Consider the following 22,902-nt stretch of genomic DNA (forward strand, 5'->3'; position numbering starts at 1 on the left):
CTTCAGACGACTAATGGTTAAATTTATTGGGATTGTGCAAAAGCCGTACATCAGATCGTTTTAAACTACAATTGGTGGATTCCTGACGACGCCGATCGAACATTAAAAAAATTGTAGAGAATTCCTATGGACGCCGCAGCACTCTGGCAACGCTATCAAGACTGGCTTTACTATCACGAGGGATTGGGACTTTACCTCGATATCAGCCGCATGGGATTCGACGACGCTTTCGCAGCAGCACTGAAACCCAAATTTGACAAAGCTTTCAAAGACATGGCAGCTTTGGAAGCAGGTGCGATCGCCAATCCCGACGAAAACCGGATGGTGGGCCACTACTGGCTGCGAAACCCCGATTTAGCTCCCACTCCAGAATTAAAACAAGAAATAGTCGAAGGCATAGCACAAGTCGAAGTATTTGTCAAGAAAGTTAAAAACCGCGATATTAAACCGCCCTTTGCTCCGCAATTTACCGACATAATTTCGATCGGCATCGGCGGTTCGGCCCTAGGCCCCCAATTTGTCTCCGAAGCTTTATCCCCAGACCTTCCGCCCCTAGCAATACATTTTATCGACAACACAGATCCGGCTGGGATCGATCGCATCCTTAACAGAATCAAAGACAAACTCGCCAGCACCCTAGTAATTACTATCTCCAAATCCGGCGGCACCCCCGAACCCCGCAACGGGATGATCGAAGTTCAAAAAGCCTTCGCCGCTCAAAAACTAGACTTCGCCAAACAGGCAGTTGCCATCACTGGAACAGACAGCAAACTAGACAAATTAGCCAAATCCGAAGGCTGGATTGGCAGCTTCCCGATGGCCGACTGGGTGGGAGGACGCACTTCGGAACTCTCAGCAGTAGGACTTTTGCCAGCAGCTTTGCAAGGCATCGACATTCGGGCGATGCTCGACGGCGCTAAAGTCATGGACGAAGCTACTAGAATTCCCGACATTAAAAATAATCCCGCCGCCCTTTTAGCCATGAGTTGGTATTTTGCCTGCAACGGACGGGGTGAAAAAGATATGGTAGTTTTGCCGTATAAAGATTCACTGCTATTGTTCAGTCGCTACTTGCAGCAATTAGTCATGGAATCGATCGGCAAACAGGAAGATTTAGACGGCAACACAGTTCATCAAGGAATCGCAGTTTACGGCAACAAAGGCAGCACCGACCAACACGCCTACGTCCAGCAACTGCGAGACGGCGTGCCGAATTTCTTTCTAACATTTATCGAAGTTTTGCAAGACAGGCAAGGCATTTCCCCAGAAGTAGAAACCGGCGTCACTTCGGGAGATTATTTGTCTGGTTTGTTGCAGGGAACTCGACAAGCTTTGTACGAAAATCACCGAGATTCCATTACTGTCACAATTCCCCAAGTCAACCCGGAGACAGTAGGAGCATTAATCGCCCTCTACGAAAGAGCCGTAGGTTTTTACGGTTCTTTGGTGAATGTCAATGCCTATCACCAACCGGGCGTCGAAGCAGGCAAAAAAGCGGCCGCGGCTGTATTGGACTTGCAGCAACGGGTACTGCAAGTGCTCAAAGACGCCCAAAAACCTCTGTCTGTCTCAGAAATAGCCAAAAAAGCAGGAAAGCCAGAGCAAATCGAGACAATTTACAAAACTCTGCGGCATTTGGCAGCAAACGGGCGCGACGTAGTTTTGGAGGGAACATTAGGGCAGCCTGCTACTTTAACAGCAAGTTATAAACAGAATTAAACAGTAGAATTAAAAATTAAAAGTGAGTAATTTCACTTTTAATTTTTAAGGTTTAATTTTTAAATTCCCCTCATGCCCTTGACGATTCTGGTTGCTGACGACGATTTCGCGACTCGCTTGTCGATTACCGATTATCTGGAAATTACCGGATACTCTGTAATCCCTGCTGAGAATGGCAAAGAAGCTTTAGGTTTGGTAGAGGAATTTCAGCCCCACTTGATTGTTACCGACATTACAATGCCGGAGATGGATGGCTACGAATTCGTGCGGCGAGTTCGGACTCGTCCCGCTTTCCGCTTGCTGCCGGTGATTTTTTTGACGGAACGCACGAGCACGCAGGAACGGATTCGCGGCTATCAGATGGGGTGTGACAATTATCTCGCTAAGCCTTTTGAACTCCAAGAATTGGGGGCGGTAATTCGCTCTTTGCTCGATCGCTACGCTCTAATCGCTCAGGCACCGTCTCATTCCCCAAAACCAGAACCGACGCCAACAGAGGCACGCAGCAGAGCCAATGGCAAGCCTGAAGCGGATTTTTTCACTCAAAAGCCAGAAACCGACGATCGCCCCTCTCCCAGCCAAAATGCTCCGAGTTTGACTCAGCGAGAGCGAGAAGTGCTAGATTTGCTGACAGAAGGTCTTTCTAATATTCAAATAGGCGATCGGCTCCACCTCAGCCCTCGAACTGTCGAAAAGCACGTCAGCAGCTTGTTCAGAAAAACAGAAAGCAACAACCGTGCAGAACTCGTTCGTTTTGCGATGGAACACCATTTAGTCGGTAATTGGTAATTGTTAATTGGTAATTGGTAATTTTTCCTGATTTATAACGTACTCCAACAAACCCTGGGAAGCATCCAGCAGCAAATCAATTACTCGATCGAATCCCTCGGGACCGCCGTAGTAAGGATCGGGCACTTCTTTAAGGTCGTATTTCTGGCAAAAATCGCACATCAACCGCACTTTATTTTTATATTTTCCCGCATTATCGAGGGCAAGAATATTCCGATAATTCTCCCTATCCATCGCCAGAATCAAATCAAAATTCTCAAAATCTTTCCTTTGAAATTGGCGGGCTTCGCCTAACAATTCAATGTCTCGCTTCCTCGCGGCCAATGCCATCCGCCTGTCAGGAGGGCTGCCAATGTGATAGCTAGCAGTTCCGGCAGAATCGCAGGTGATACGATCGCTCAAACCAGCTTGTTCAATTAAGTGATTCATAATATTTTCTGCTGAGGGCGATCGGCAGATATTTCCGAGACAGACAAACAATAATTTAGTCATTAGTTAGTAGTTATTAGTTATTAGTTATTAGTTATTAGTTATTAGTTATTAGTTATTAATTAATAGTCAGTCAACAGTCAACAGTGCTAATTTGTAGGGTGCGTCGCTTTCAGAGTCAATCTGCAAGTTCCATCGAACATGGAGCAGCGACGCACCTTAATATAGCGGTTTTGCAGAAAGTTTAATCAGTCAACAGTCAACAGTCAACAGTCAACAATTGACTAATGACTAACCGAAACCGGGGAGATTTAGTCCGCCGGTGAGTTCTTCCATTTTCTCCCGCATCGTCATCGTAGACTTAGCGTAAGCATCCTGCATCGCCACCGTGACGAGTTCAGAAACCACATCAGCACCTTCACCGAGGGCATCCGGTGAGATTTCCACGCGGCGGGGTTCTTGGTTGCCGCTGAGAAAAACCTTGACCAAGCCGCCGCCGGCAGTTCCCTCAATTTCCATTACATCCAACTCTTCTTGGAGCTTTTTAGCTCCTTCTTGAACCTGCTGAGCTTTTTTGAAAGCTTCAGTCAGTTCTTTCATTTTGCCCAGGCCGAAGCCAAATCCTTGTCCTGATTTTGTCATAACTACTTTGTGATGGTGTGTGGGCTGGCAGTCTGCCGTTTCCGTATTACTTCAATGATGCCTTAGAAGGGAAACTCTCCCAGTATTCTAACTTCTGGCTCCAACAACAGCGACCACCGCTGCTCGACTTGCTGTTGAACGTGGCGGATCACTTGAAAAATATCATTGGCCGTTGCCGACCCGCAGTTAAGAATAAAATTAGCATGGCGCTGAGCTACTTGTGCGCCTCCGATCTGATATCCCTTCAGTCCCGCTTGTTCGATGAACCAACCGGCCGTCTTGGGGCCGGGGTTGCGGAAGACTGAGCCACAGCTCGGTAAGTGGTAAGGTTGAGTTGTCCGCCGTTGGCTGAAATGGTCATTAGTTTCTGCCATTACTTGCGATCGGTCAAATCCCGGCTGTAACTGGAAAGTCGCTTCTGTTACTAGCCGATCGCCCCCTTGGAGCACCGAAGTCCGGTAGCGGTACTCCAACTCTTGGGGAGTCAGAATTTCCACCTTGCCACCAGGGGAGAGGACGCGAGCGTTGACCAGAATATCAGCAGTACAGCCTCTGTGAGCGCCTGCATTCATCACCACAGCCCCTCCCACCGTACCCGGTATGCCGACTGCCCATTCTAGACCTTTCCAGCCCCGTTTAGCAGCCAACCAAGCGAGGCGGGGAATTGACTCCCCCGCCCCCGCTGTAACTTGACCTGTTTCTGGATTAAAATTCACCTGTTTGAGGTAGCGAGTGCCGACGACCAAACCGGACAAACCCCGATCGCTCACCAACAAATTAGAACCCGCACCCAGTAGAGTCACCGGCATCCCTTCATCGTGTGCCCAGGCAAAACTCGCTTGCAAAGCCTCCATACTGCGGGGAGCAACGTACCACTCGGCGGGGCCACCGACTCGGAAGGAAGTCAGGCCCGCCAGCGAAACTTGGGAGTTAATCTTGCAATCAGTTCCCCGCAAAGAAATAGGAGAATACACTCGCCGATTTTCCTTAACAGAGGAGTCATTCGAGATAGTCACCATCTTGAAAATCCTTAAAAATACCTTCGCTCGAAGACGTGGTTGAAAATCCATTTAGCTAACTTATGTCGCCCCTTTGAGCGAGCCGCCCGACAGAAGTTTCGGCACAACGTGCAACGCCATAATGTCGCTCAACTCTACTCTGTTCGCGAGCTAATCGGGGCGATCGGCTTGTTGATAAAAAGCCATAACCTCTGGAATAATCTGATTCAGATTACCAGCACCCAAAAACAGAGCCAAATCTCCCGGTTGCAGATTTTTGGTTAAAAACTTAGTGACTGACTCCAGGGAAGGCGCAAACTCAACCTCTCGGCCTTCTTTAGCAATCAACTCAGCAACCTGCTGCCCGCTAATCTCTCCTAAATTCGGTTCCCCAGCACTATAAATATCGCAAGCCACAACCAAATCAGCATCCCCAAAAGATTGAGCAAATTCTGGCAAAAATGTCAGAGTCCGGCTGTAACGGTGGGGTTGAAAAATTGCAACCACTCTTCGGGATTTGGGATTTTTTTCGCTACCTTCGATCCGCAAGCGAGCCGCCGCCAAGGTGACACGAATTTCGCTAGGATGGTGGGCGTAGTCGTCCACAAACAGGATGTCATTGTGAAAACCCCGCACCTCAAAACGGCGGCGAGCTCCTTCAAAGCCAGCAATCGCTTTGGCAATCGCCGAAAATTCTAACCCCAACAATCGGCCCACTGCTACCGCAGCTAGTGCATTGCTGAGATTGTGTGTACCCAGCAACTTCAACTCCATTTCCCCTAGGAAAGATCCTCGCTCCCAAATCCGGGCCTTGGTGCTTTCTGCTCCGTACTCCACGCCCGAAGCCGTGTAGTCAGCACCGCTGTCTGGCTGCAAGCTGTAGCTGACATGAGGCTGAAGGGAATCTTTGACTATTTGGTCGTCAATGCAACCCACCAAGGTTTGACAGTTTTGGGCAAACACCTTAAATGTGTCTATTACCTGGTCAAGGGTATCGTAATGGTCTGGATGATCCAGTTCCACATTCGTCACTATGCCAATTTTGGCTACCAGCTTAACGAGAGAACCGTCGGATTCATCAGCCTCGGCCACTAAGTAGGGCCCTTCCCCCAAACGGGCATTGCCTTCCCAAGCATTTACCTCGCCTCCTACCACGATCGTCGGGTCTAGACCCGCAGCCATCAGCATGAAGCCGATTAAGCTGCTAGTAGTAGTTTTGCCATGAGTCCCCGCTACGGCTATGCTTTGGTAATCTTGAATTAACGCTGCCAACACATCCGATCGATGAAAAATCGGACAGCCCAAATCTAAAGCAGCTCGATATTCGGCATTTGCCGGGTGAATAGCCGTCGAACATACTACTTGAGGCAATCCCGGAATTGCTTGGGCGCTTGAACCGTTGCCGTTGAATTGGAGAGCTTTGGCTGTCGCGACAGAAGTCCCTACCGTACCCGCGACGGCCGAGGATACGGTCCTTTCCTGTTGCCCGCGGTCGGGACTGCTACCGTTGAGGGCCGTTTGAAATAGTTCAAAATTGCTGGCGTCTTGACTCCAAAAAATATGAGCTCCCATTCCTTGCAAGCGCTCGGTTATGTGACTCGATTTAATGTCGGAGCCGTACACAGGCAACTTGCGTTTAGCTAGAATGTAGGCTAGGGCTGACATCCCAATCCCACCAATGCCGATGAAATGAAATGGTCTACCGCTGAAATCAACAGAACTCGGCATCTTCGCTCCTCACACACCACACCACGCCAATAACACGCGATATCATATCAAGAATTGTTTTTTCAGGATACAGTTCGCTAGAGATTTTGTACAAAATTCTCTGCGCGTCCCTAGATTTGCGGGACTTGTAGAGATGTTTGTCTTGTATCCTATATGACTTAGTACCGAGTAGTTTTCCGGAACAGTCACAGCTCGAAAATAGCAGGTAACAGAAAACGGGGTCTGGGGTCTGGCCCAACAGACTATTTTTGGGTCCTTGCATACTCCTGCATTCTTTCTATTTCTATCCGCCTGCTGTGCTCGGATACGGCAGCAAAAGCCCCACAACCTTTTTACCAAGATTGAGGGTAAAACCCATAAGGATTTACAAACACTACCACGTATGACCAAATTTCGCTCTTTTTATAGTCATAAATCTACCTTTACGGTCATTTTCTCGCCCAAGTCAGAGATTGACACGATCGCAGCTATAGTATATATTCTTACTTTATTGTATATATACAAGGTATGCAGTTAGTCGAAATAGTCGCAAAGCCATAGATCAAACCAAATCATTGGTTTTGATCGAGAAGCCGATCGACTCTCTTGGCAGCCCTTAAAATTTTTACCACTGCGATAAGTATATCTACCGTCAAAACTTTTTCGGTCGCCCACAAACGAATGCTCAGGCGGTCGATCGCGCACTCAAAACAAGTTGGGATTAATATTGGCAAGGTTAATCATCCAGTCCCGCACCCACTCTGACGCTCAGAACCGAGTTTTTTAAGTCTTATTGAAGGTTTGAACGAATTAAGGGGGTTGAAAAAACCGGTTTCAGCGTCCGGGACGATCGTCGAAACTAGGGTCGTCCAGGGGTTTGTCCCCAATGAAAACCGAGGGTTTTCTAATAAACGAGCTTATGGTTGAAAGCGTATAAACATAAAAGTGGCGCGATGTCTGTATTAATCCTGATTTGGGGGAAATATGGCGAAAATAGCGATTTTGGGGGGGACTTTTGATCCGGTTCACTGGGGTCACGTGTTGGTAGCCGAGACGGCTGCGAGTCAATTTGCTCTTGATCGAGTCATTTGGGTACCGGATCGCTCTCCCCCTCACAAAGAGCGCCCGGATTTGGCAAGTTTTGAGCAGCGGCGGGAAATGCTCGCTCTGGCGATCGGCGATCGCCCTGACTTCCTAATTTCGCCGCCGTCGGCAAATCCCTCCGACAATTCTTTTGCGATCGACACCCTGCTGTATTTGCAAAAATTGTATCCAGGCGATCATCGCTGGTACTGGATTATTGGTAGTGACGCACTCCTTACTCTCCCCAAATGGCACCGGTGCGGCGAAATTGCCGGGTTGTGCGACTGGTTGGTGGCCCCACGTCCGACTCAGGGAGAGCGAGAGACAGCAGAAAGCGCCGAGATTGGGGAATTGTCCGAGTGGGGAGATTGTCCGGGTGGAAAACCCCTCGCTTCCGGGGGGGACAGGATGCAGGTTCAGGCAAATGCTGTGGGCCGACGAGTTGCCGAACAAATGGCTCTTTTGGACGTGGAAATTCGCTGGGAGGTGCTGTCCATGGCTGCGATCGAGATTTCGTCGAGCCACATCCGCCGCTGCTGCGCCGAAAGGATCGACCTCCGCTACTTAGTCCCGGAAGTGGTCGGGACTTATATTGCATCCCATCAGCTTTACCAGTAACTAGCTGCAGAAAGCCTAATGCCTTCTGCCTTGCAATTTCAGCCTTCTAGAAAAGTTCAAGCTTTTTTGATCGACACAAAAAGTTAGAAAGGATCGACCTTTGCGATATGATCTTGTCTCATAAGTCAATTCTTAAATTTTTTCAAAATTTAAGCCTGAGCTAGAGGCTGCCATCGTTAGGAGGTACAAGGTGATTAGAGTCGCGATCAATGGTTTTGGACGTATCGGGCGCAGTTTTGCGCGCTGCTGGCTGGGCCGAGAAAACAGCCAGCTAGAGTTGGTAGCTATTAATGACACTTCCGATCCTAGAAGTAATGCTCACTTGCTGAGATACGATTCCATGATGGGAACGTTGAAGAATGTGGACATCAGTGCGGATGAAAATTCCATTACTCTCAACGGCAAGACAGTTAAATGCGTGAGCGATCGCAACCCGCTAAACTTGCCTTGGAAAGATTGGGGTATTGATCTGATTATTGAATCGACCGGTGTCTTCGTTGACCAAGCTGGTGCATCGAAGCATATCACTGCCGGCGCTAAAAAAGTGCTAATTACCGCTCCCGGCAAGGGTTCTGAAGTTGGCACTTATGTGATGGGAGTCAACCACCACAACTACAAGCACAGTGACTACACAGTCATCAGCAATGCTAGCTGTACTACTAACTGTCTGGCTCCTGTACTGAAAGTGCTGCACGAAAATTTTGGCATCGTCAAAGGCATGATGACCACTACCCACAGCTATACTGGCGACCAGCGCTTGCTGGATGCCAGCCACCGCGACTTGCGGCGGGCCCGGGCTGCTGCAATGAATATTGTGCCGACTTCTACCGGAGCCGCCCAAGCTGTGGCTTTGGTGATTCCAGAATTGAAGGGCAAGTTAAACGGTATCGCCATGCGCGTGCCGACTCCCAATGTGTCCGTAGTCGATTTTGTGGCTCAGGTAGAGAAAAAGACTTTTACCGAGCAAGTAAATCAAGTGTTCAAAGAAGCTGCCTCTGGCTCCATGAAAGGAATTTTGGAGTACAACGATTTGCCTTTAGTTTCATGCGACTATCGCGGAAGTGATGCTTCTTCGATTCTGGATTCCAGCTTAACGCTGGTGATGGATGGCGACATGGTAAAGGTTTTGGCTTGGTACGACAATGAGTGGGGCTACAGTCAGCGTGTTGTTGACTTGGCTGAATTGGTCGCCGAACGTTGGGAAGCCTAGTACCCGAAGGCAGAAGGCTTTAGTCATTCGGCAGAAGGTAAAAAATCCTGATATTTTGTACTTTTGAGTCGATTTCTAGTTGACTGATTATTTCTGTTTTCGAGCGGTAGAGACTTTTGGCAGTCGATAGTTGGCGAGGACAAAATGAAATATCGTAGGGACATGGCAGTCCCGTGTCCCTACGATATGCTTATGCTGCTACTCCCAGCTATCGAAATTTTTGCCATAATACTACGATCGGGCTTTCGGGTCTACTTGATGATAAATTTGTTGTTTGTAGTAAGCGCTTAAAATTGCTTTTGTTAAGTTCTCGGAAAATCCCAAATATTAAAAAAATAAAAATTCCGACTATAAAAGTTAAAAACCTGAAAAAATAGCAACAGCTACGGTAGAGTTTTGGAAGCAAATGTGGTATGAAAAAAGCGTTAATTAGTGGTATATCAGGTCAGGACGGAGCTTATTTAGCTAAACTGTTGCTCGATCGAGGTTATGAAGTTTGCGGCACCTCCAGGGACGCCCAAATTTCTAGTTTCGGGAACTTGGCCCGTTTGGGCATCCGAGACAAAGTAAAACTAGAATCCATGTCTCTCAACGATTTTCGCAGCGTCTTGCAAGTGCTTGCCAAAATAGAGCCAGATGAGGTGTACAATCTAGCAGGTCAAAGTTCCGTCGGTCTGTCTTTTGAACAGCCCGTAGAAACCCTCGAAAGCATTGCCACAGGCACATTGAATCTCTTAGAAGCAATTCGGTTTACAGGCGGAAAAATCAAACTTTACAACGCCAGTTCCAGCGAATGTTTTGGGGATACCCGAGGCAATCCAGCCGATGAAAATACGCCTTTTCGCCCCAGAAGTCCTTACGCGGTGGCGAAAGCAACGGCATTTTGGGAAGTAGCGAATTATCGAGAAGCGTACAATTTGTTTGCGTGTTCTGGTATTTTGTTCAATCACGAGTCGTCACTGCGGCCGGAGAGGTTTGTCACCCAAAAAATAGTATCTGTGGTGTGCCGAATTGCTGGGGGTAGTTCGGAAAAACTGCATTTGGGTAATATTTCCGTGCAGCGGGACTGGGGTTGGGCGCCGGAATATGTGGAGGCGATGTATTTGATGTTGCAGCAGGAAGAACCGGACGATTATGTAATTGCCACGGGTGTAACCTATCCTTTGGAAGAATTTGTGAAAACAGCGTTTGTTGCTGCGGGTTTGGATTGGCAGGAACATTTAGTAACCGATGCGAGTCTCTACAGACCGACGGAGATTGCAGTTGGGAGGGGAAATCCGGGTAAGGCACAAGAAAAATTGGGATGGGAGGCGAAGTATAAGATGCCCGATGTGGTGCGGATGATGGTGGAAGCGAGGATGGGTAAGGTGTGAGGATTTTTTAATAAAAAATAGCTGTTTGTTGGCAATAAATAGCTGTTGTGAATTATCAGCGGTTGTGTACCCTTTTCAAGATGTGAAACAATGCAAGTAGTTATATTAGCCGGCGGTTTGGGGACACGTCTCCGAGAAGAAACAGAATTTCGTCCCAAACCCCTAGTAGATGTGGGGGGGTATCCAATTCTATGGCACATTATGAAGACCTATGCCCATTACGGTTTCCGGGACTTTATTGTGTGTTTGGGCTATCGCGGCAACATGATTAAGGAGTATTTTCTGAATTATGAAGCTATGAATAATGATTTTACTATTTGCTTGGGTCGCCAGAATTGCATTACCTATCACGAGGAGCATCGCGAGCAAGATTTTAAGGTTACCCTGGCAGAAACTGGCGCGGACACTATGACTGGAGGGCGGGTGAAACGTGTAGAGAAATACATTACTGATGATACCTTTATGGTGACATACGGTGATGGAGTTGCTGATATCGATATTGGGGATCTGTTGGATTTTCACAAGGCTCATGGTAAGCTGGCAACTGTTAGTACAGTGCGTCCGATATCGAGATATGGTATTTTAGATGTGGACAACCAAGGCAAAGTTGTGGAATTCACCGAAAAACCTCAAATAGATGGCTGGGCTAGTGCGGGATTTTTGATACTTCACCGCAGCATATTTGAGGATTTGAGCGGGGATGATTGTTTTTTGGAGCGAGAGCCACTAGAGCGGTTAGCGGCCCTGGGACAATTGATGGCGTACCGCCACAAAGGTTTTTTCTTTGCGATGGATACTTACCGCGAGTATAAGTATTTGAATGAACTTTGGGATAATGGAGAGGCTCCTTGGAGGGTGTGGGAATGAGTGAATTTTGGCGCGATCGATCTGTGTTGGTGACAGGCTGCACTGGCCTTTTGGGTAGCTGGTTAGTAGCTGAATTAGTGCAACGGGGGGCAAGGGTAACTGGATTAGTCAGAGACTGGGTGCCAAAATCCAGACTTTATACAGAAGACTGGCATCAGCAGATTAACATAGTGCGCGGGTGCGTACAAGATTTACAAACCCTAAAACGAGCGATCAATGAGTATGAAGTAGACACCGTATTTCACTTGGCAGCTCAATCTATTGTGGGTGTTGGTAACCGAGATCCGCTAGATACTTTCGAGACAAATATTAAAGGTACTTGGAACCTGCTAGAAGCCTGCCGCCAAATTGGGGGTGTCAGTCGAGTTGTTGTGGCCTCTAGCGACAAAGCTTATGGAGATCAGTTGGTGCTGCCCTACGACGAGACAACACCGCTGCAAGGAGAGCACCCATATGATGTCTCTAAAAGTTGTGCAGATTTGATTTGTAGGACTTATTATGTCAGCTACAGGGTGCCAGTATGCGTAACCCGTTGTGGCAATTTTTACGGTGGTGGAGACTTAAATTTTAATCGTATAGTACCCGATACAATTCGGTCAACTTTGCGCGACAAGCAAGTGGTACTCCGCAGCGATGGCAGTTATATCCGAGACTATTTTTATGTGAAAGATGGGGTTTTAGCTTATTTGCATCTAGCTGAGCAGATGGACAGACGAGAAATATGGGGAGAAGCGTTTAATTTCAGTAATGAGCTGCAAATCCCGGTGCTGGAAATGGTGCGTAAGATTTTGGAATTGATGGATAAGAGTCATTTGGAGCCGATTATTTTGAATCAGGCTAAAAATGAAATCAAGCATCAGTATCTTTCAGCAGAGAAGGCACGCAGGCTGTTGCATTGGAAACCCCAGTATTCTCTTGAAGAAGGACTGCGCGAGGCCATTCAATGGTACGATAAATTTTTCAACTTTGACAGGCAAACATTGGCATTGCTTAAGCAGGAATAGAACAGCTTTGCCTTGCTGAGCTAGTTTTGTTTCACAAGAGATATCTTCACAACTAGATGAACTGCAAGCATACTGGCCAGCAATATATCTGGTAAAGCTAGAGGTTTTTGGTGCTATGGGCGTTAGTAACTTTCCACAGGCGCTCGCAAATATCAATTCTCTAGTTTTTCCAACTAAAAGAGATGTTAGAGTAGAGGCAGTTACGAGAGACTGATGATGCTAAGCTATTGATTGGCAGACAGGAGTATTAACTTAATCAACCAACTCACTCAACCGCTTGAATATTTTCACTTTGGAGAACCCTATGACGCACTCAGTCCCCGGCACAGTTAAAGAAATTACTAAATGTCGAATTTGTGGCAACGAAAATCTCACCCCTGTTTTAAATCTTGGCGAGCAATGCCTCAGCAGTGTTTTTCCAGCGATAGATTCCCCTAACCCATCGATTTCGCCTCTCGATCTAGTTCTGTGTGACGGCGATGATTCAAGTGATATTTGTCGGATGCTACAATTCAAGCATACCGCTAATGTATCGGAAATGTACGGGACAACTTATGGCTACCGTTCGTCAACCAGTCGCACGATGCGTAGTCACCTAGAGTCAAAGATTAAACACCTGCTCGAACTTGTGCAGCCGAAGGATGGCGACATCGTATTAGACATCGGTTGCAATGATGGCACGGTGCTGAATTTGTATCGGAATCTCGGTCTGGTTCGAGTTGGCATGGACCCATCCAGTGAAAAATTTGCTGATAATTTCGATCCTGATATTCAGGTTATTTATGATTTCTTTTCAGCGGAGCGCTTGCGTAGCATCATTGGAGAACGTAAGTGTCGCATAATAACTTCAATTGCGATGTTTTATGACCTTGAAGACCCCGTAGGCTTCATGCGTCAAATTCACTCCATACTGGCTCAAGACGGGGTATGGGGTTTTGAGTTGTCGTATATGCCGATGATGTTCACTAACCTCACCTACGATCAAGTTTGTCACGAACACATAACCTATATGGGTTTGCGCCAAATCTTGTGGATGGCTGAACGTGCTGGTATCAAAATACTGGATGTGAGCTTGAATGATATCAATGGTGGTAGTTTTTACCTCATTGCAGCTCGGGATGATAGTCCGAGGGAGCCTAACCATCACAATATTAAGAAGCTCCTTGATTATGAGGCGCCACTTAGCACAATAGCTCCTTTTGATCGTTTCCGCAATCGCGTTCTTCAGCATCGTGATGAAGTGCGTAATTTTTTCAATCTCACCCGCGCTGCTGGCAAAAAAGTCTATGGCTATGGAGCATCGACAAAGGGAAATATTGTACTGAATTTTTGTGATATTACCCCGAAAGACCTGGTTGCTATCTGTGACTTGCAACCTCAAAAACACGGTTTGGTTACGCCCGGTACGCGCATTCCGATCATTAGCCAAGAAGAGCTACGGCGCAATCAACCTGACTATGTATTTGTCTTGATCTGGCATTTCCGTCGCGAAGTGATTGAGGATGAGATGGAGTATCTGGAGAAAGGGGGAAAGTTGGTGTTTGACTTACCACGCTTGCATATTGTCGATCGCGACAACTACAAACGTTATTTGAGTGCTCCTTTTGAAGAATTAGCTTTTCCTTTGTAAATTAGGCTAATAAACCATGAAAAAAGTGCTAGTAACAGGTGCGACTGGTTTTATTGGTAGACACACGCTCGCACATTTAACTGATGCGGGTTTTGAGGTTCATGCTGTCACCTCTAAAATTCCAGTAAATTCAACAGATGTACACGCACAATGCTGTTGGCATACTATGAATTTACTAGAACCCATGCAAGTTAAAAATCTGGTGTCTATCATCAAGCCAACTCACCTGCTGCACTTTGCTTGGTACAACATACCGGGAAAATGCTTAGTAGCAGAAGAAAACTTCCTTTGGGTACAAGCTAGTTTAGAATTACTAAGACATTTTGGAGAACAAGGCGGGGAACGAGTTGTTATGGCTGGTAGTGCCTTGGAATATGATTGGAACTACGGTTACTGTTCGGAAGTTTTAACTCCAAGAAACCCGCATACAACTTACGGGGTTTGCAAAAATGCTTTGCAAGAAATGTTAAAAGCCTATGCAGAAATAACTAAACTTAGTAGTGCTTGGGGGCGTATTTTTAACGTTTATGGTCCTTACGATCATCCCAAGCGTTTAGTTTCATCAGTTATTGCTTCTCTGTTGCGTGGTGAAGCTGCTTTGTGTTCTCATGGTAATCAGATACGGGATTATCTTTATGTTGAAGATGTGGCTAATGCTTTTGTAAAACTTTTAGAAAGTAATGTTGTTGGTGAGATTAATATAGCTTCGGGAAAGCCTATGGCAGTTAAAGAAATTATCTTAAAAATAGCTAAAAAGTTGGGGAAATCGGATTTAGTTAAACTAGGGGCTATACTTGCTTCTGCTGAGGAACCACCGCTATTTGCTGCCAATGTCTCTCGTTTATCAACTGAAATGAGTTTTTTACCAAAATACGATTTAGACAAGGGCTTAGATGAAACTATTATTTGGTGGCAAAAACAATTAAACTGAATTTATTTTATTCCCGCAAGCTCTAAAATATCTCTTAGAGAATTGAGATTAACTATTACATCTTCATATATACCCCCTTTATAAATTAGTTCTGCTAAGTAATTAATCTCAACCCTATCTCCAACTAAATAATAATATTCCAGCCCCAAGTGATGGCTGAGAATATAATAAGTAAAATGTATATAATTTGGGGCAAATATTTCTATTACTTTCGTTCCTGGATGAGCGAAAACTAGATTAGTTAATCCAGCACCACACACACCAATTACCACTTCAGCCCTAGACATGAGTGCGACTTTTTCCAGCATTGACATTTTTTCAAAATAGACGGTTATAAATCCTAGCTTATTCAATAATTCTAAAACTTCATCTTCATTAACCATTCTCCGGTTGGAGCCAAGGTTCCTACTAATATATACCCGACAAGATGATTCAGAGGTGATTTGATCGATTAAAGGCATAAATTTGCCCCTCAGAAATTCGACTGACCATTTAGTGGGAAAGCATATAACACCAGGTAAAGATGGAACTATCAAACTTTTAGCTTTCACATGAGGATACTTTTGAATTGTCAGAATTTTTTCTTGGGGAACTCCTAAAATTTCTAAAGTTTCTTGGTAAAAATCAAAGGGATAAAAATTAAGTAAAAAGTAATCTATTTTATCTAAATCCAATCCACTTACTTCAAGTAGACCGAATCTGGGTAAAAAATCAAACATATAATGATAAAAATTTGTACCAGGATTTGAGGTAAAAACAACTACTGTACCTTCTATTTCTTTACAAAAAGGTGGAATATTTTTGCCTAAAAACATAAGGGGTGTAACTTCCTTTGGACAACCAGGCAGTTGAGAAACATCAAGTAACAAGTCATTCTCTGAGGTAATAACAGCAGTGTTATACACACCAAATTGGTAATACCTCCCTTCTGGAATAAGACCAATAAATGTTTCGGGACACTCAAATTTAAGCCAATAATCTCCAGTTAAATCTGGATAAATTTCTCTGTCAATTGTTTTGGCAATAGTTGTAATATTAAGGTTATCCTGTGGATAAATTTTTATGTAGTGAGATTCTAAATCAGAAGCTAAAGCCCATTCTTTGGTGGTATCATAAAAACCTTTCGGTACAACAACTGGTTGTGCTTTTTTTTCGCAAATATATGCTTGCTTTAACTTACCTTTATGAAATAAAGTTTTACTAATCCGAGTCAGAATATAGGCATAAAGCCAAGGATCGTCAAGAATTGAGTGATTTTGAGGATTGACGACTTCATCAGTTTTTATTTTGCATATTTCATCTTGCAAATAATTTAAAGCTTGCTCTAAATTATCTGGCAACGCTAACATCACAGCTTGTCCTAATATTTGTTCAATTAGTAGCGATTGACGGTAAACGTGCATTTCACCATCTAAGTCTTTACCAGGGGCTAACAGTTTGCCAAAAATAAGATAAACATCTTCAGAATCAGGATAAAGCAATAGGACTTTAAGAAATTCACTTACAAACTTTACCTTTTCATCGCTTCTATTTTGTCGGGCGCAAGAATCTGCCCAATGGCAGTAAGCTTGTACTAAATCTGGTTTAAGTAGTAATGCCCAATGAAAGCCCGCTATAGCCTCATCCCATTTTCCTTCTTTGGCATACCATGAGGCTAAACGCCCTTGAATTTCCGAAGTTGTGGCTGATTGAAAAAATTTACACAAAGACTGAAATTCTTCTGAAGGTCGAATGAAACGAGTGATAAATTGTTTTCGGGTTTGATGTTCCTGTAGAATTCGCACTAATTCAGTAATACCTTCAGACGAATCTACTGAACGTTTCACATAAGCGGAGTAAACAGCTTGCACAAACTTTGCATCGCTTAGATCACCAGTTACTTGTAAAAATGCCTCGTCATTGGGTGGGAATTCTTCTAGTTGCAGTTGAGGTATGTTCTTGATCTGCTCTAATTGCCCATAAAAGTTTTCAGATTTTGAATTAGGAGCAAGCACTTGACGGTAGGCTGTAATTGCTTCATATCTTTTTCCTTGTTTTGCAAAGGAAATCCCCAAAGACCAGTAAATATCATCTTTAGAAGCAGAAGCCCACCCTTGACACAAAGACTGAAATTCTTGTGATGGTCGGATAAATCTGGTGATAAATTCTTGGCGTGTTTTATACTCTTGTAAAAGTAGCACCAATTCACTAATGCTTTCAGGCGACTCCACCCATCGCTTCAGATAAACGCAGTAAACAGTTTGCACAAACTCTACATCACTAAGGTTTGTAGTTGCGTTCAAAAAAAAATTGTCATCGGGTGGGCAGTGCCACAGTAGTTTTTGAATTAACGGGTTGAACATAAATTACTCTCTAGAAAGGCTATGTAATACCCGCCATATTTAGCAAGGCTTTCAGTGAATCGATGTTGACAATTGTATCTTCAAAACCATCTATCTGATAAATGATTTGACGCAAGTAAGAGCATTCCAGACCATCGCCCATCAAATAGTAGTAATCAAGTTCTAAGTGAGGACTCATAATGTAGTAACACATACCCACATTGTGAGGAGTAAAAATTTCTATAACTTTAGTCCCAGGATTACAAAATAGCAGATTAGTCCCTCCACCGCTATGCTGAGTTACTATGACTTTAGCGCTGGACATCAAGGAAATCTTTTCTGCTATCGAGATTGATTCGGCCGTAATAGTTACAAACCCCAATTTATCCAAGACTTCTATCACTTCAGCTTCATTGATAATTCTCCGATTCCCTGCAATACTCCTACTGATATATATACGCTCTGGATGCTCTAATTTTGACTTAGCTGCCGCCGATAAAAATTTACTCCGGAGAAAATTAGTGGCCCATTTAGTCGGGCAACAAATTATACCTGGGTAAGATGAAAGAACCAACCTATCCGCTTTCACATGAGGGTATTTACTACCATCTATAATTTTATTTTCTGGAATTCCCAATATATTTAGTGTTTCTTTGTGAAAGTCAGACTTATAATTGGGAACTACAAATTTGTCTATACTATCCAGTTCTATCCCACTCAATTCTATTAGTCCCAACTTGGGAAGCGCATCAATTATCCAATGGTAGTATATCGCACTTGTATTACCTGATAAAACTGCTACTATACCATTAACTTCGTGAATAGACGGCAAACAGAGTTCTGATAAGTTTCCAGGGTTTATGAAACTAGAAACATCTAGCAATATCTGATTGTCAGCCGTGATGTAAGCAGTCTGCCTACCGTCAAGCTGACAGTACCTTCCTTGTTGCACTACAGCAACAAAGGTAGCTGGCGATTCAAAATTACTCCAATTCTTCAAACCAGGATGGACATCTTCATCTAGTGTTTTCGGTAGCGGGATTTGGATTTGATGACTAGGATGTATATCTATATAGTGACTTGACTCCGAGCTGAATTTAACTGCCCACTCTCTAGTTGAGGGATAAAACCCTTGCAGAGGAGTAACTGGCTCTGCTTTTTGGAAACAACTATTTGCCTCATCTATTTTACCTTGTTGCAGCAAAATATTTCCTAAGTTTCTGAGAGCTTCAGGGTAATTAGATGAACTCCCTTGATTAATTAGCTCTTCCAAACAAGATACAGCTTCATCTAACTTACCTTGTTGAGTAAGGCTACTTGCTAATGCTAGATAGGCATGGTAGTGGATTTCAGGTTGTTGCAGGGCTTTTTTATAATACTTTATTGCCTCATCTATTTGATTGGTATGTAATAAGATATGCCCAATATAAATGTAAACATTTCCTTGATTAGGCTGAATTTCCAGTGCTTTTTTGTAAAATTTAATTGCTGCGTATAGTTGATTTTCTACTGAAAGAATATGCCCAATATTTATGTACGCTTCAACTTGGTTTTGATTGAGAGCCAGAGCTTCTTGATAATATTTTATCGCTTCGTCTAGCTGATTTTTTTGTTGCAGGAGCTGACCGATATTGATATAAATTTCTTCGGAAAATTCAGGTCGATTTGGTTGATCGATTAACAATAGTGAATTTTTATAAGCTTCTAGTGCTTCATCTACCCGACCTCTTCGTGCTAGAAGTTTTCCTAAACAGGCATAAAATTCCGCTGAGTATGATTTATTTAGTAAAGCAATGAAAAATTTGGATCTAATCGCAACCTGCTCATCATATTTGTTCTCTAAAACTAGATATTCAGCCCAACGGCTATAGGCTAAGGCTATTTCAGGTTTTAGTAAAACTGCATGATGGAACGAGGTAAGGGCTTTATCCCATTCCCCTGTTTGTGCAAAGAAGGTTCCCAATTGCCAGTGAACTTCCTCCAATGAAAGTGATAAAAATTGTTTGTGCCTTGATTGAAATTCCATGGATGGTCGGATAATTTCGACGAGTGTTTGGTGACGAGTTCGACCACTTGAACGAATAACTTCAACGAAGGAAGCAACTTCTTCATCATTGAGAGAGCGTTTCAGATAGGTGCAGAAAAGTTCTTGGACGAAATCTGCATCACTGAGGTGGCTAGTTTTTTGCAAAAAGGCTGCGTCGTCCGGGGGAAATTGCTGCAGATAACTGAGTTTAGCCAAGGCTTTCCCTAACTGCTCGTCAGACATAAAAAATGGGTGAAGCTCTATCGCTCTTCGATACGAAAAAACTGCTGCTTCTAGCTCGTCGACTTGTTCTAACACTTCCCCTAAAAGGTTGTGAACTAAAGCCTCTTGTGGGTTAAGCTCGATCGCTCTTTGATATGTGTCGATCGCCCCCCGCCAATCCCCCTGTTTCGCTAAAGCATTCCCCAAATCCAAAGAAATTTCAAAGTTATCTGGTTGAATATTTAGCAGGTTGCGGTATGCTTGCACGTCATTTGGATTTAGTTGTACTGCACGGCGGTAGGAGGCGATCGCAGCCTCCAAATCCAACTCTCTTCGCTGCTGTAAAATATCTGCTATGCAGCCGTAAATCCAATCCACATCCGGGTTAAGAATACTTGCTTGGCGGTAAGCCGCGATCGCCTCATCTAACCGGCCCAGTTTCACCAAACTCTGCCCCAATCCACAGTAAGAACCAAAGTGATCGGCATTAAGTTCAATGGCCCTGCGAAAAGAAACAACCGCTTCCTCCCACTTTTCCTGTCGATCTAAAGTATCTCCCAAGTGATGATAAGACCAAGAAAAATCCGGGTTGAGTTCTATGGCGCTGCGGTAAGATGCGATCGCTTCCTCGAATTGACCTAGTTTCGCTAGAGCTTCTCCTAAATTGTGGTGAGACCAAGAGAGGTCAGGATTTAGCTCTATTGCACGGCGAAAAGCTGCGATCGCTTCTTCTAGTTTCTCTTCCTCTAGAAGTTGCTTCCCCTCGTTAAAATATTGTATTGCCGGTTCCGGTGTATTCATTTCAGTTCAATAATATTTCTAAATAACTATTTTCTTTCCAGCCTGATTCTGGCAGCCCCCTAGAGTTTCACTAACTCATGCAATTCAGACAATCTCTAAAGCGACTTGAGAAAAATACAATTGTTTACTAATCCAATAAAGAACTTCTAGCTTTTGGGTTGTTGCTAATTTCAAACTGTGTACATGATACCAGGCGATCAGCGCTTTCGTAAAGTTCCCGTATGAAACAAATCTACACACAGCCTCAACTAGAGTAGGGAACATTTGAGGCTATGTCAAGTCAACTAGCAAAACCTGCGCTTAAGTGTGTGCGTAGATATATTAAACGGAGCAAGCACCCAGCAGGCGGTCGTCATCAGAGAATTTCGAGAAGTAATTATATTAAAAAAATCACTCATTTGTGATATACCAGCCCAAGACCATTGGTGACAAGTTAAGACTTATTTGCATTTGTCAATAAGTAATATTACTCAAAAAAACTGCTTTTTTAGGAGTGGAAAATTCACGATTTGAGAGGGAGTAGGTATAAATATCACCCTCGGCATGATTCCTCGATCGCCCAAATCTCAGTTTTATCCCCAAAATCCGAGTAAATGTTGAGCATAATTGCTGATTGACAAATGCTTTCTTAGCTTAACTTGTTACCAATGGCCCAAGACTGAGCTTATCTAGCCAAATTACTCCTAGATAAAGCCTACTCAGTCTGCGGTCCATCGCGGGTTCCCCAAATCTCAGGATTCCCCCATCTCTCCCGTTTGGGCATCCGCGAAGTCGTGAAGCTAAAATCGATGTCTCTCAACGACTTTGGCAACGTTTTACAAGTGCTTGCCAAAATAGAGCCAGATCAGGTGTACAATCTAGCGGTTCAGACTTCCGTAGGGCCGTCCTTCAAGCAACCAGTCAAAACCCTCGAAAGCATTGCTACCGGGACACTGAATCTCCTAGACGCAATTCGCTTTAGGGGAGGAAAAATTAAACGGTATCATGCCAATTCTAGCGAATACTTTGGTGAGACCGGAGGTAAAGCCACCGAACAAAACACCCCATTTCATCCCAGAAGTCCCTATGAAGTTGCCAAAGCAACAGCATTTGGGGAAGTAACTAATTATCGCGAGGCATACAAGTTCTTTCCTTGCTACTGGGGAAACCAACGCTTTACAAGAATTTCTTTTCCAAGGGTTGGCGACTTTAGGATTAGGCTGGGAGGAACATACAGTTACAGATAGGAGTCTTTACATACCAACAGACATTGCACTTCTTGGCAAAGGCAATCCTGCTAAGGCGCAGCCAAAGTTAGGTTTGCAGGCACAATATAAAATGCTGGCTGTAGTAAAAATGATGGTGGAGGCTAAACAGGCTAATTGTTAATAAGTAAGTTGAAACCTTCTGTACTATACCAAGTATAGGTTTAAGCTTAACAGAAAATTAGTGAAACCGAGTAAAAAAGGGAACAAGTAAAATGACTAAGTGGGAAGTAAATTTCAACTTTAAAGGGAAAGAACTACCTTACAACCGCATTCAATATAACAATCCTTCGGAAAGAGCAGTGGAAGTGCCGATCGGATTTGACTTTCTGGCGAATCTTGTCAAATCCGCCCGTGTGTTAGAAGTGGGAAACGTGCTATCCTATTATGAAAATTCCCTCAGTCAGCATACGGGAGTTATTTCTAGAAAAATTGTAGATAAATTTGAAAGAGAGCTAGGTGTAGACAATGAAGATTTAATGTTACTGGGATCAGAAGAAAAATATGATGCTATAGTTTCTATTTCAACAGTAGAGCATATAGGACAGGGGGTTACGCCCGTCGGAACTTATGGAGAAATTGCAGAAGAACGAGATTTAGAAGCTCCCCTCAAGGCTATAGCTAAGATATACGATATCCTTGCGGTTGGAGGAACTGCTTTAATTACTTTTCCTTTTGGAACATTGACAGACGGTGAGTGGTATATTCAGTTCAGCGGTCAGTACCTTAGTCTTTTAAGAAAGTACGGAATTCCTAAAGAAGCAGTTGTTACAAACTTTTTAAAACTAATAGATAGAGATCAGACCAAACATAGCGTTAAAATGTTGTGGGCAGAAGTAGATGTTTTTGAAGTTACCAATGCAGAGTACAACTATCCGTTTGCAACCGCTAATGCGATCGCTGTTATAGAGCTTTCCAAGCTTTCAAATGACTTTACTCTAAACTTAGATGTCGAGCCTACTCATCTTTATTACCATATGCCATATGAGACTCGGATAGAATTGTCGCATTACAAGGCGCAACTGCACCAGATTCAGGATGAACAGACACAATTACAATTGCAACTGCACCAAACTCAGAGAGAATTAGAGCAATCTCATGTACTGCTGCACCAGGCTGAAAGTGGATTAGCACAATCTCAGACTCAACTGCACCAGACTCAGGAAGAATTGGAGCAATCTCAGGCTCAACTGCACCAGACTCAGGGAGAGTTGGAGCAATCTCAGGCTCAACTGCACCAGACTCAGGGAGAGTTGGAGCAATCTCAGGCTCAACTGCACCAGACTCA

At 44.2% G+C, this 22,902-nt stretch carries 16 protein-coding genes and 2 pseudogenes; 11 read left to right on the forward strand and 7 right to left on the reverse strand.

Features of this window, described 5'->3' with window-relative positions; all coding sequences use genetic code 11:
• Positions 1–126 precede the first annotated feature (126 nt).
• On the forward strand, positions 127–1,719 hold the full coding sequence (locus QUA25_RS07040) for a glucose-6-phosphate isomerase (protein ID WP_333036651.1): 1,593 nt from the start codon (positions 127–129) through the stop codon (positions 1,717–1,719).
• A gap of 72 nt (positions 1,720–1,791) precedes the next feature.
• Positions 1,792–2,508 (forward strand): response regulator transcription factor, encoded by a 717-nt coding sequence (locus tag QUA25_RS07045; RefSeq protein ID WP_333036653.1) that lies wholly within the window; start codon positions 1,792–1,794, stop codon positions 2,506–2,508.
• A gap of 3 nt (positions 2,509–2,511) precedes the next feature.
• On the opposite strand, the gene QUA25_RS07050 is transcribed toward QUA25_RS07045, so the two are convergent.
• The 5 genes from QUA25_RS07050 to QUA25_RS07070 all read right to left on the reverse strand — a co-directional run bounded on the left by QUA25_RS07050 (position 2,512) and on the right by QUA25_RS07070 (position 7,018).
• Positions 2,512–3,000, reverse strand: a complete 489-nt coding sequence (locus QUA25_RS07050; protein WP_333036654.1) for a low molecular weight protein-tyrosine-phosphatase — start codon at positions 2,998–3,000, stop codon at positions 2,512–2,514.
• Positions 3,001–3,228: 228 nt separating this feature from the next.
• A complete protein-coding gene (locus tag QUA25_RS07055) occupies positions 3,229–3,579 on the reverse strand; it encodes a YbaB/EbfC family nucleoid-associated protein (protein ID WP_006634273.1) in 351 nt (116 codons plus the stop codon).
• Between the two features lie 62 nt (positions 3,580–3,641).
• Entirely contained in the window at positions 3,642–4,598 is a 957-nt protein-coding gene (gene murB / locus QUA25_RS07060) for a UDP-N-acetylmuramate dehydrogenase (RefSeq protein WP_333036656.1), read from the reverse strand.
• Between the two features lie 150 nt (positions 4,599–4,748).
• Entirely contained in the window at positions 4,749–6,305 is a 1,557-nt protein-coding gene (gene murC / locus QUA25_RS07065) for a UDP-N-acetylmuramate--L-alanine ligase (RefSeq protein ID WP_333036657.1), read from the reverse strand.
• Between the two features lie 551 nt (positions 6,306–6,856).
• Positions 6,857–7,018 (reverse strand): hypothetical protein, encoded by a 162-nt coding sequence (locus QUA25_RS07070; RefSeq protein WP_333036658.1) that lies wholly within the window; start codon positions 7,016–7,018, stop codon positions 6,857–6,859.
• Between the two features lie 250 nt (positions 7,019–7,268).
• Here QUA25_RS07070 and nadD point away from each other — a divergent pair, with 250 nt between their 5' ends.
• From nadD to QUA25_RS07105, 7 genes are all read left to right on the forward strand, one after another.
• On the forward strand, positions 7,269–7,985 hold the full coding sequence (nadD, locus tag QUA25_RS07075) for a nicotinate (nicotinamide) nucleotide adenylyltransferase (protein ID WP_333036659.1): 717 nt from the start codon (positions 7,269–7,271) through the stop codon (positions 7,983–7,985).
• 190 nt (positions 7,986–8,175) lie between these two features.
• A complete protein-coding gene (locus QUA25_RS07080; protein WP_006634268.1) occupies positions 8,176–9,195 on the forward strand; it encodes a type I glyceraldehyde-3-phosphate dehydrogenase in 1,020 nt (339 codons plus the stop codon).
• 413 nt (positions 9,196–9,608) lie between these two features.
• A complete protein-coding gene (locus QUA25_RS07085; protein ID WP_333036661.1) occupies positions 9,609–10,568 on the forward strand; it encodes a GDP-mannose 4,6-dehydratase in 960 nt (319 codons plus the stop codon).
• A gap of 90 nt (positions 10,569–10,658) precedes the next feature.
• Positions 10,659–11,435, forward strand: coding sequence for a glucose-1-phosphate cytidylyltransferase (rfbF, locus tag QUA25_RS07090; RefSeq protein WP_333036663.1), 777 nt, complete (start codon positions 10,659–10,661; stop codon positions 11,433–11,435).
• Positions 11,432–12,439 carry a GDP-mannose 4,6-dehydratase gene (locus QUA25_RS07095; RefSeq protein ID WP_333036665.1) on the forward strand — a complete coding sequence of 336 codons (1,008 nt, stop codon included), beginning with the start codon at positions 11,432–11,434 and terminating at the stop codon, positions 12,437–12,439. The genes rfbF and QUA25_RS07095 overlap by 4 nt, the downstream gene beginning before the upstream one ends.
• 304 nt (positions 12,440–12,743) lie before the next feature.
• Positions 12,744–14,069 (forward strand): class I SAM-dependent methyltransferase, encoded by a 1,326-nt coding sequence (locus tag QUA25_RS07100; RefSeq protein WP_333036666.1) that lies wholly within the window; start codon positions 12,744–12,746, stop codon positions 14,067–14,069.
• 16 nt (positions 14,070–14,085) lie between these two features.
• Entirely contained in the window at positions 14,086–15,000 is a 915-nt protein-coding gene (locus QUA25_RS07105; protein WP_333036669.1) for an NAD-dependent epimerase/dehydratase family protein, read from the forward strand.
• A gap of 2 nt (positions 15,001–15,002) precedes the next feature.
• Here QUA25_RS07105 and QUA25_RS07110 read toward each other — a convergent pair whose 3' ends face one another.
• Together QUA25_RS07110 and QUA25_RS07115 are read right to left on the reverse strand one after the other, a co-directional pair.
• On the reverse strand, positions 15,003–17,282 hold the full coding sequence (locus tag QUA25_RS07110; RefSeq protein WP_333036670.1) for a glycosyltransferase family 61 protein: 2,280 nt from the start codon (positions 17,280–17,282) through the stop codon (positions 15,003–15,005).
• A gap of 79 nt (positions 17,283–17,361) precedes the next feature.
• Positions 17,362–20,370, reverse strand: coding sequence for a tetratricopeptide repeat protein (locus QUA25_RS07115; RefSeq protein WP_333036672.1), 3,009 nt, complete (start codon positions 20,368–20,370; stop codon positions 17,362–17,364).
• A gap of 662 nt (positions 20,371–21,032) precedes the next feature.
• Here QUA25_RS07115 and QUA25_RS07120 point away from each other — a divergent pair.
• Together QUA25_RS07120 and QUA25_RS07125 are read left to right on the forward strand one after the other, a co-directional pair.
• Positions 21,033–21,738 (forward strand): annotated as a pseudogene (locus QUA25_RS07120) (GDP-mannose 4,6-dehydratase); the annotation flags it as partial.
• Between the two features lie 91 nt (positions 21,739–21,829).
• A pseudogene (locus tag QUA25_RS07125) lies at positions 21,830–22,902 on the forward strand (hypothetical protein); the annotation flags it as partial.

This window comes from Microcoleus sp. Pol17C6 (assembly GCF_036701145.1).
Lineage (GTDB): Bacteria > Cyanobacteriota > Cyanobacteriia > Cyanobacteriales > Microcoleaceae > Microcoleus.

Excerpts from the sequence above, each read along its gene's own strand:
- rfbF (WP_333036663.1), top strand. The coding sequence starts at position 10,659 with ATGCAAGTAGTTATATTAGCCGGCGGTTTGGGGACACGTCTCCGAGAA.
- QUA25_RS07040 (WP_333036651.1), top strand. The coding sequence starts at position 127 with ATGGACGCCGCAGCACTCTGGCAACGCTATCAAGACTGGCTTTACTAT.
- nadD (WP_333036659.1), top strand. The coding sequence starts at position 7,269 with ATGGCGAAAATAGCGATTTTGGGGGGGACTTTTGATCCGGTTCACTGG.
- murC (WP_333036657.1), bottom strand. The coding sequence starts at position 6,305 with ATGCCGAGTTCTGTTGATTTCAGCGGTAGACCATTTCATTTCATCGGC.
- QUA25_RS07045 (WP_333036653.1), top strand. The coding sequence starts at position 1,792 with ATGCCCTTGACGATTCTGGTTGCTGACGACGATTTCGCGACTCGCTTG.
- QUA25_RS07100 (WP_333036666.1), top strand. The coding sequence starts at position 12,744 with ATGACGCACTCAGTCCCCGGCACAGTTAAAGAAATTACTAAATGTCGA.
- QUA25_RS07115 (WP_333036672.1), bottom strand. The coding sequence starts at position 20,370 with ATGAATACACCGGAACCGGCAATACAATATTTTAACGAGGGGAAGCAA.
- murB (WP_333036656.1), bottom strand. The coding sequence starts at position 4,598 with ATGGTGACTATCTCGAATGACTCCTCTGTTAAGGAAAATCGGCGAGTG.
- QUA25_RS07095 (WP_333036665.1), top strand. The coding sequence starts at position 11,432 with ATGAGTGAATTTTGGCGCGATCGATCTGTGTTGGTGACAGGCTGCACT.
- QUA25_RS07085 (WP_333036661.1), top strand. The coding sequence starts at position 9,609 with ATGAAAAAAGCGTTAATTAGTGGTATATCAGGTCAGGACGGAGCTTAT.
- QUA25_RS07105 (WP_333036669.1), top strand. The coding sequence starts at position 14,086 with ATGAAAAAAGTGCTAGTAACAGGTGCGACTGGTTTTATTGGTAGACAC.
- QUA25_RS07050 (WP_333036654.1), bottom strand. The coding sequence starts at position 3,000 with ATGACTAAATTATTGTTTGTCTGTCTCGGAAATATCTGCCGATCGCCC.
- QUA25_RS07055 (WP_006634273.1), bottom strand. The coding sequence starts at position 3,579 with ATGACAAAATCAGGACAAGGATTTGGCTTCGGCCTGGGCAAAATGAAA.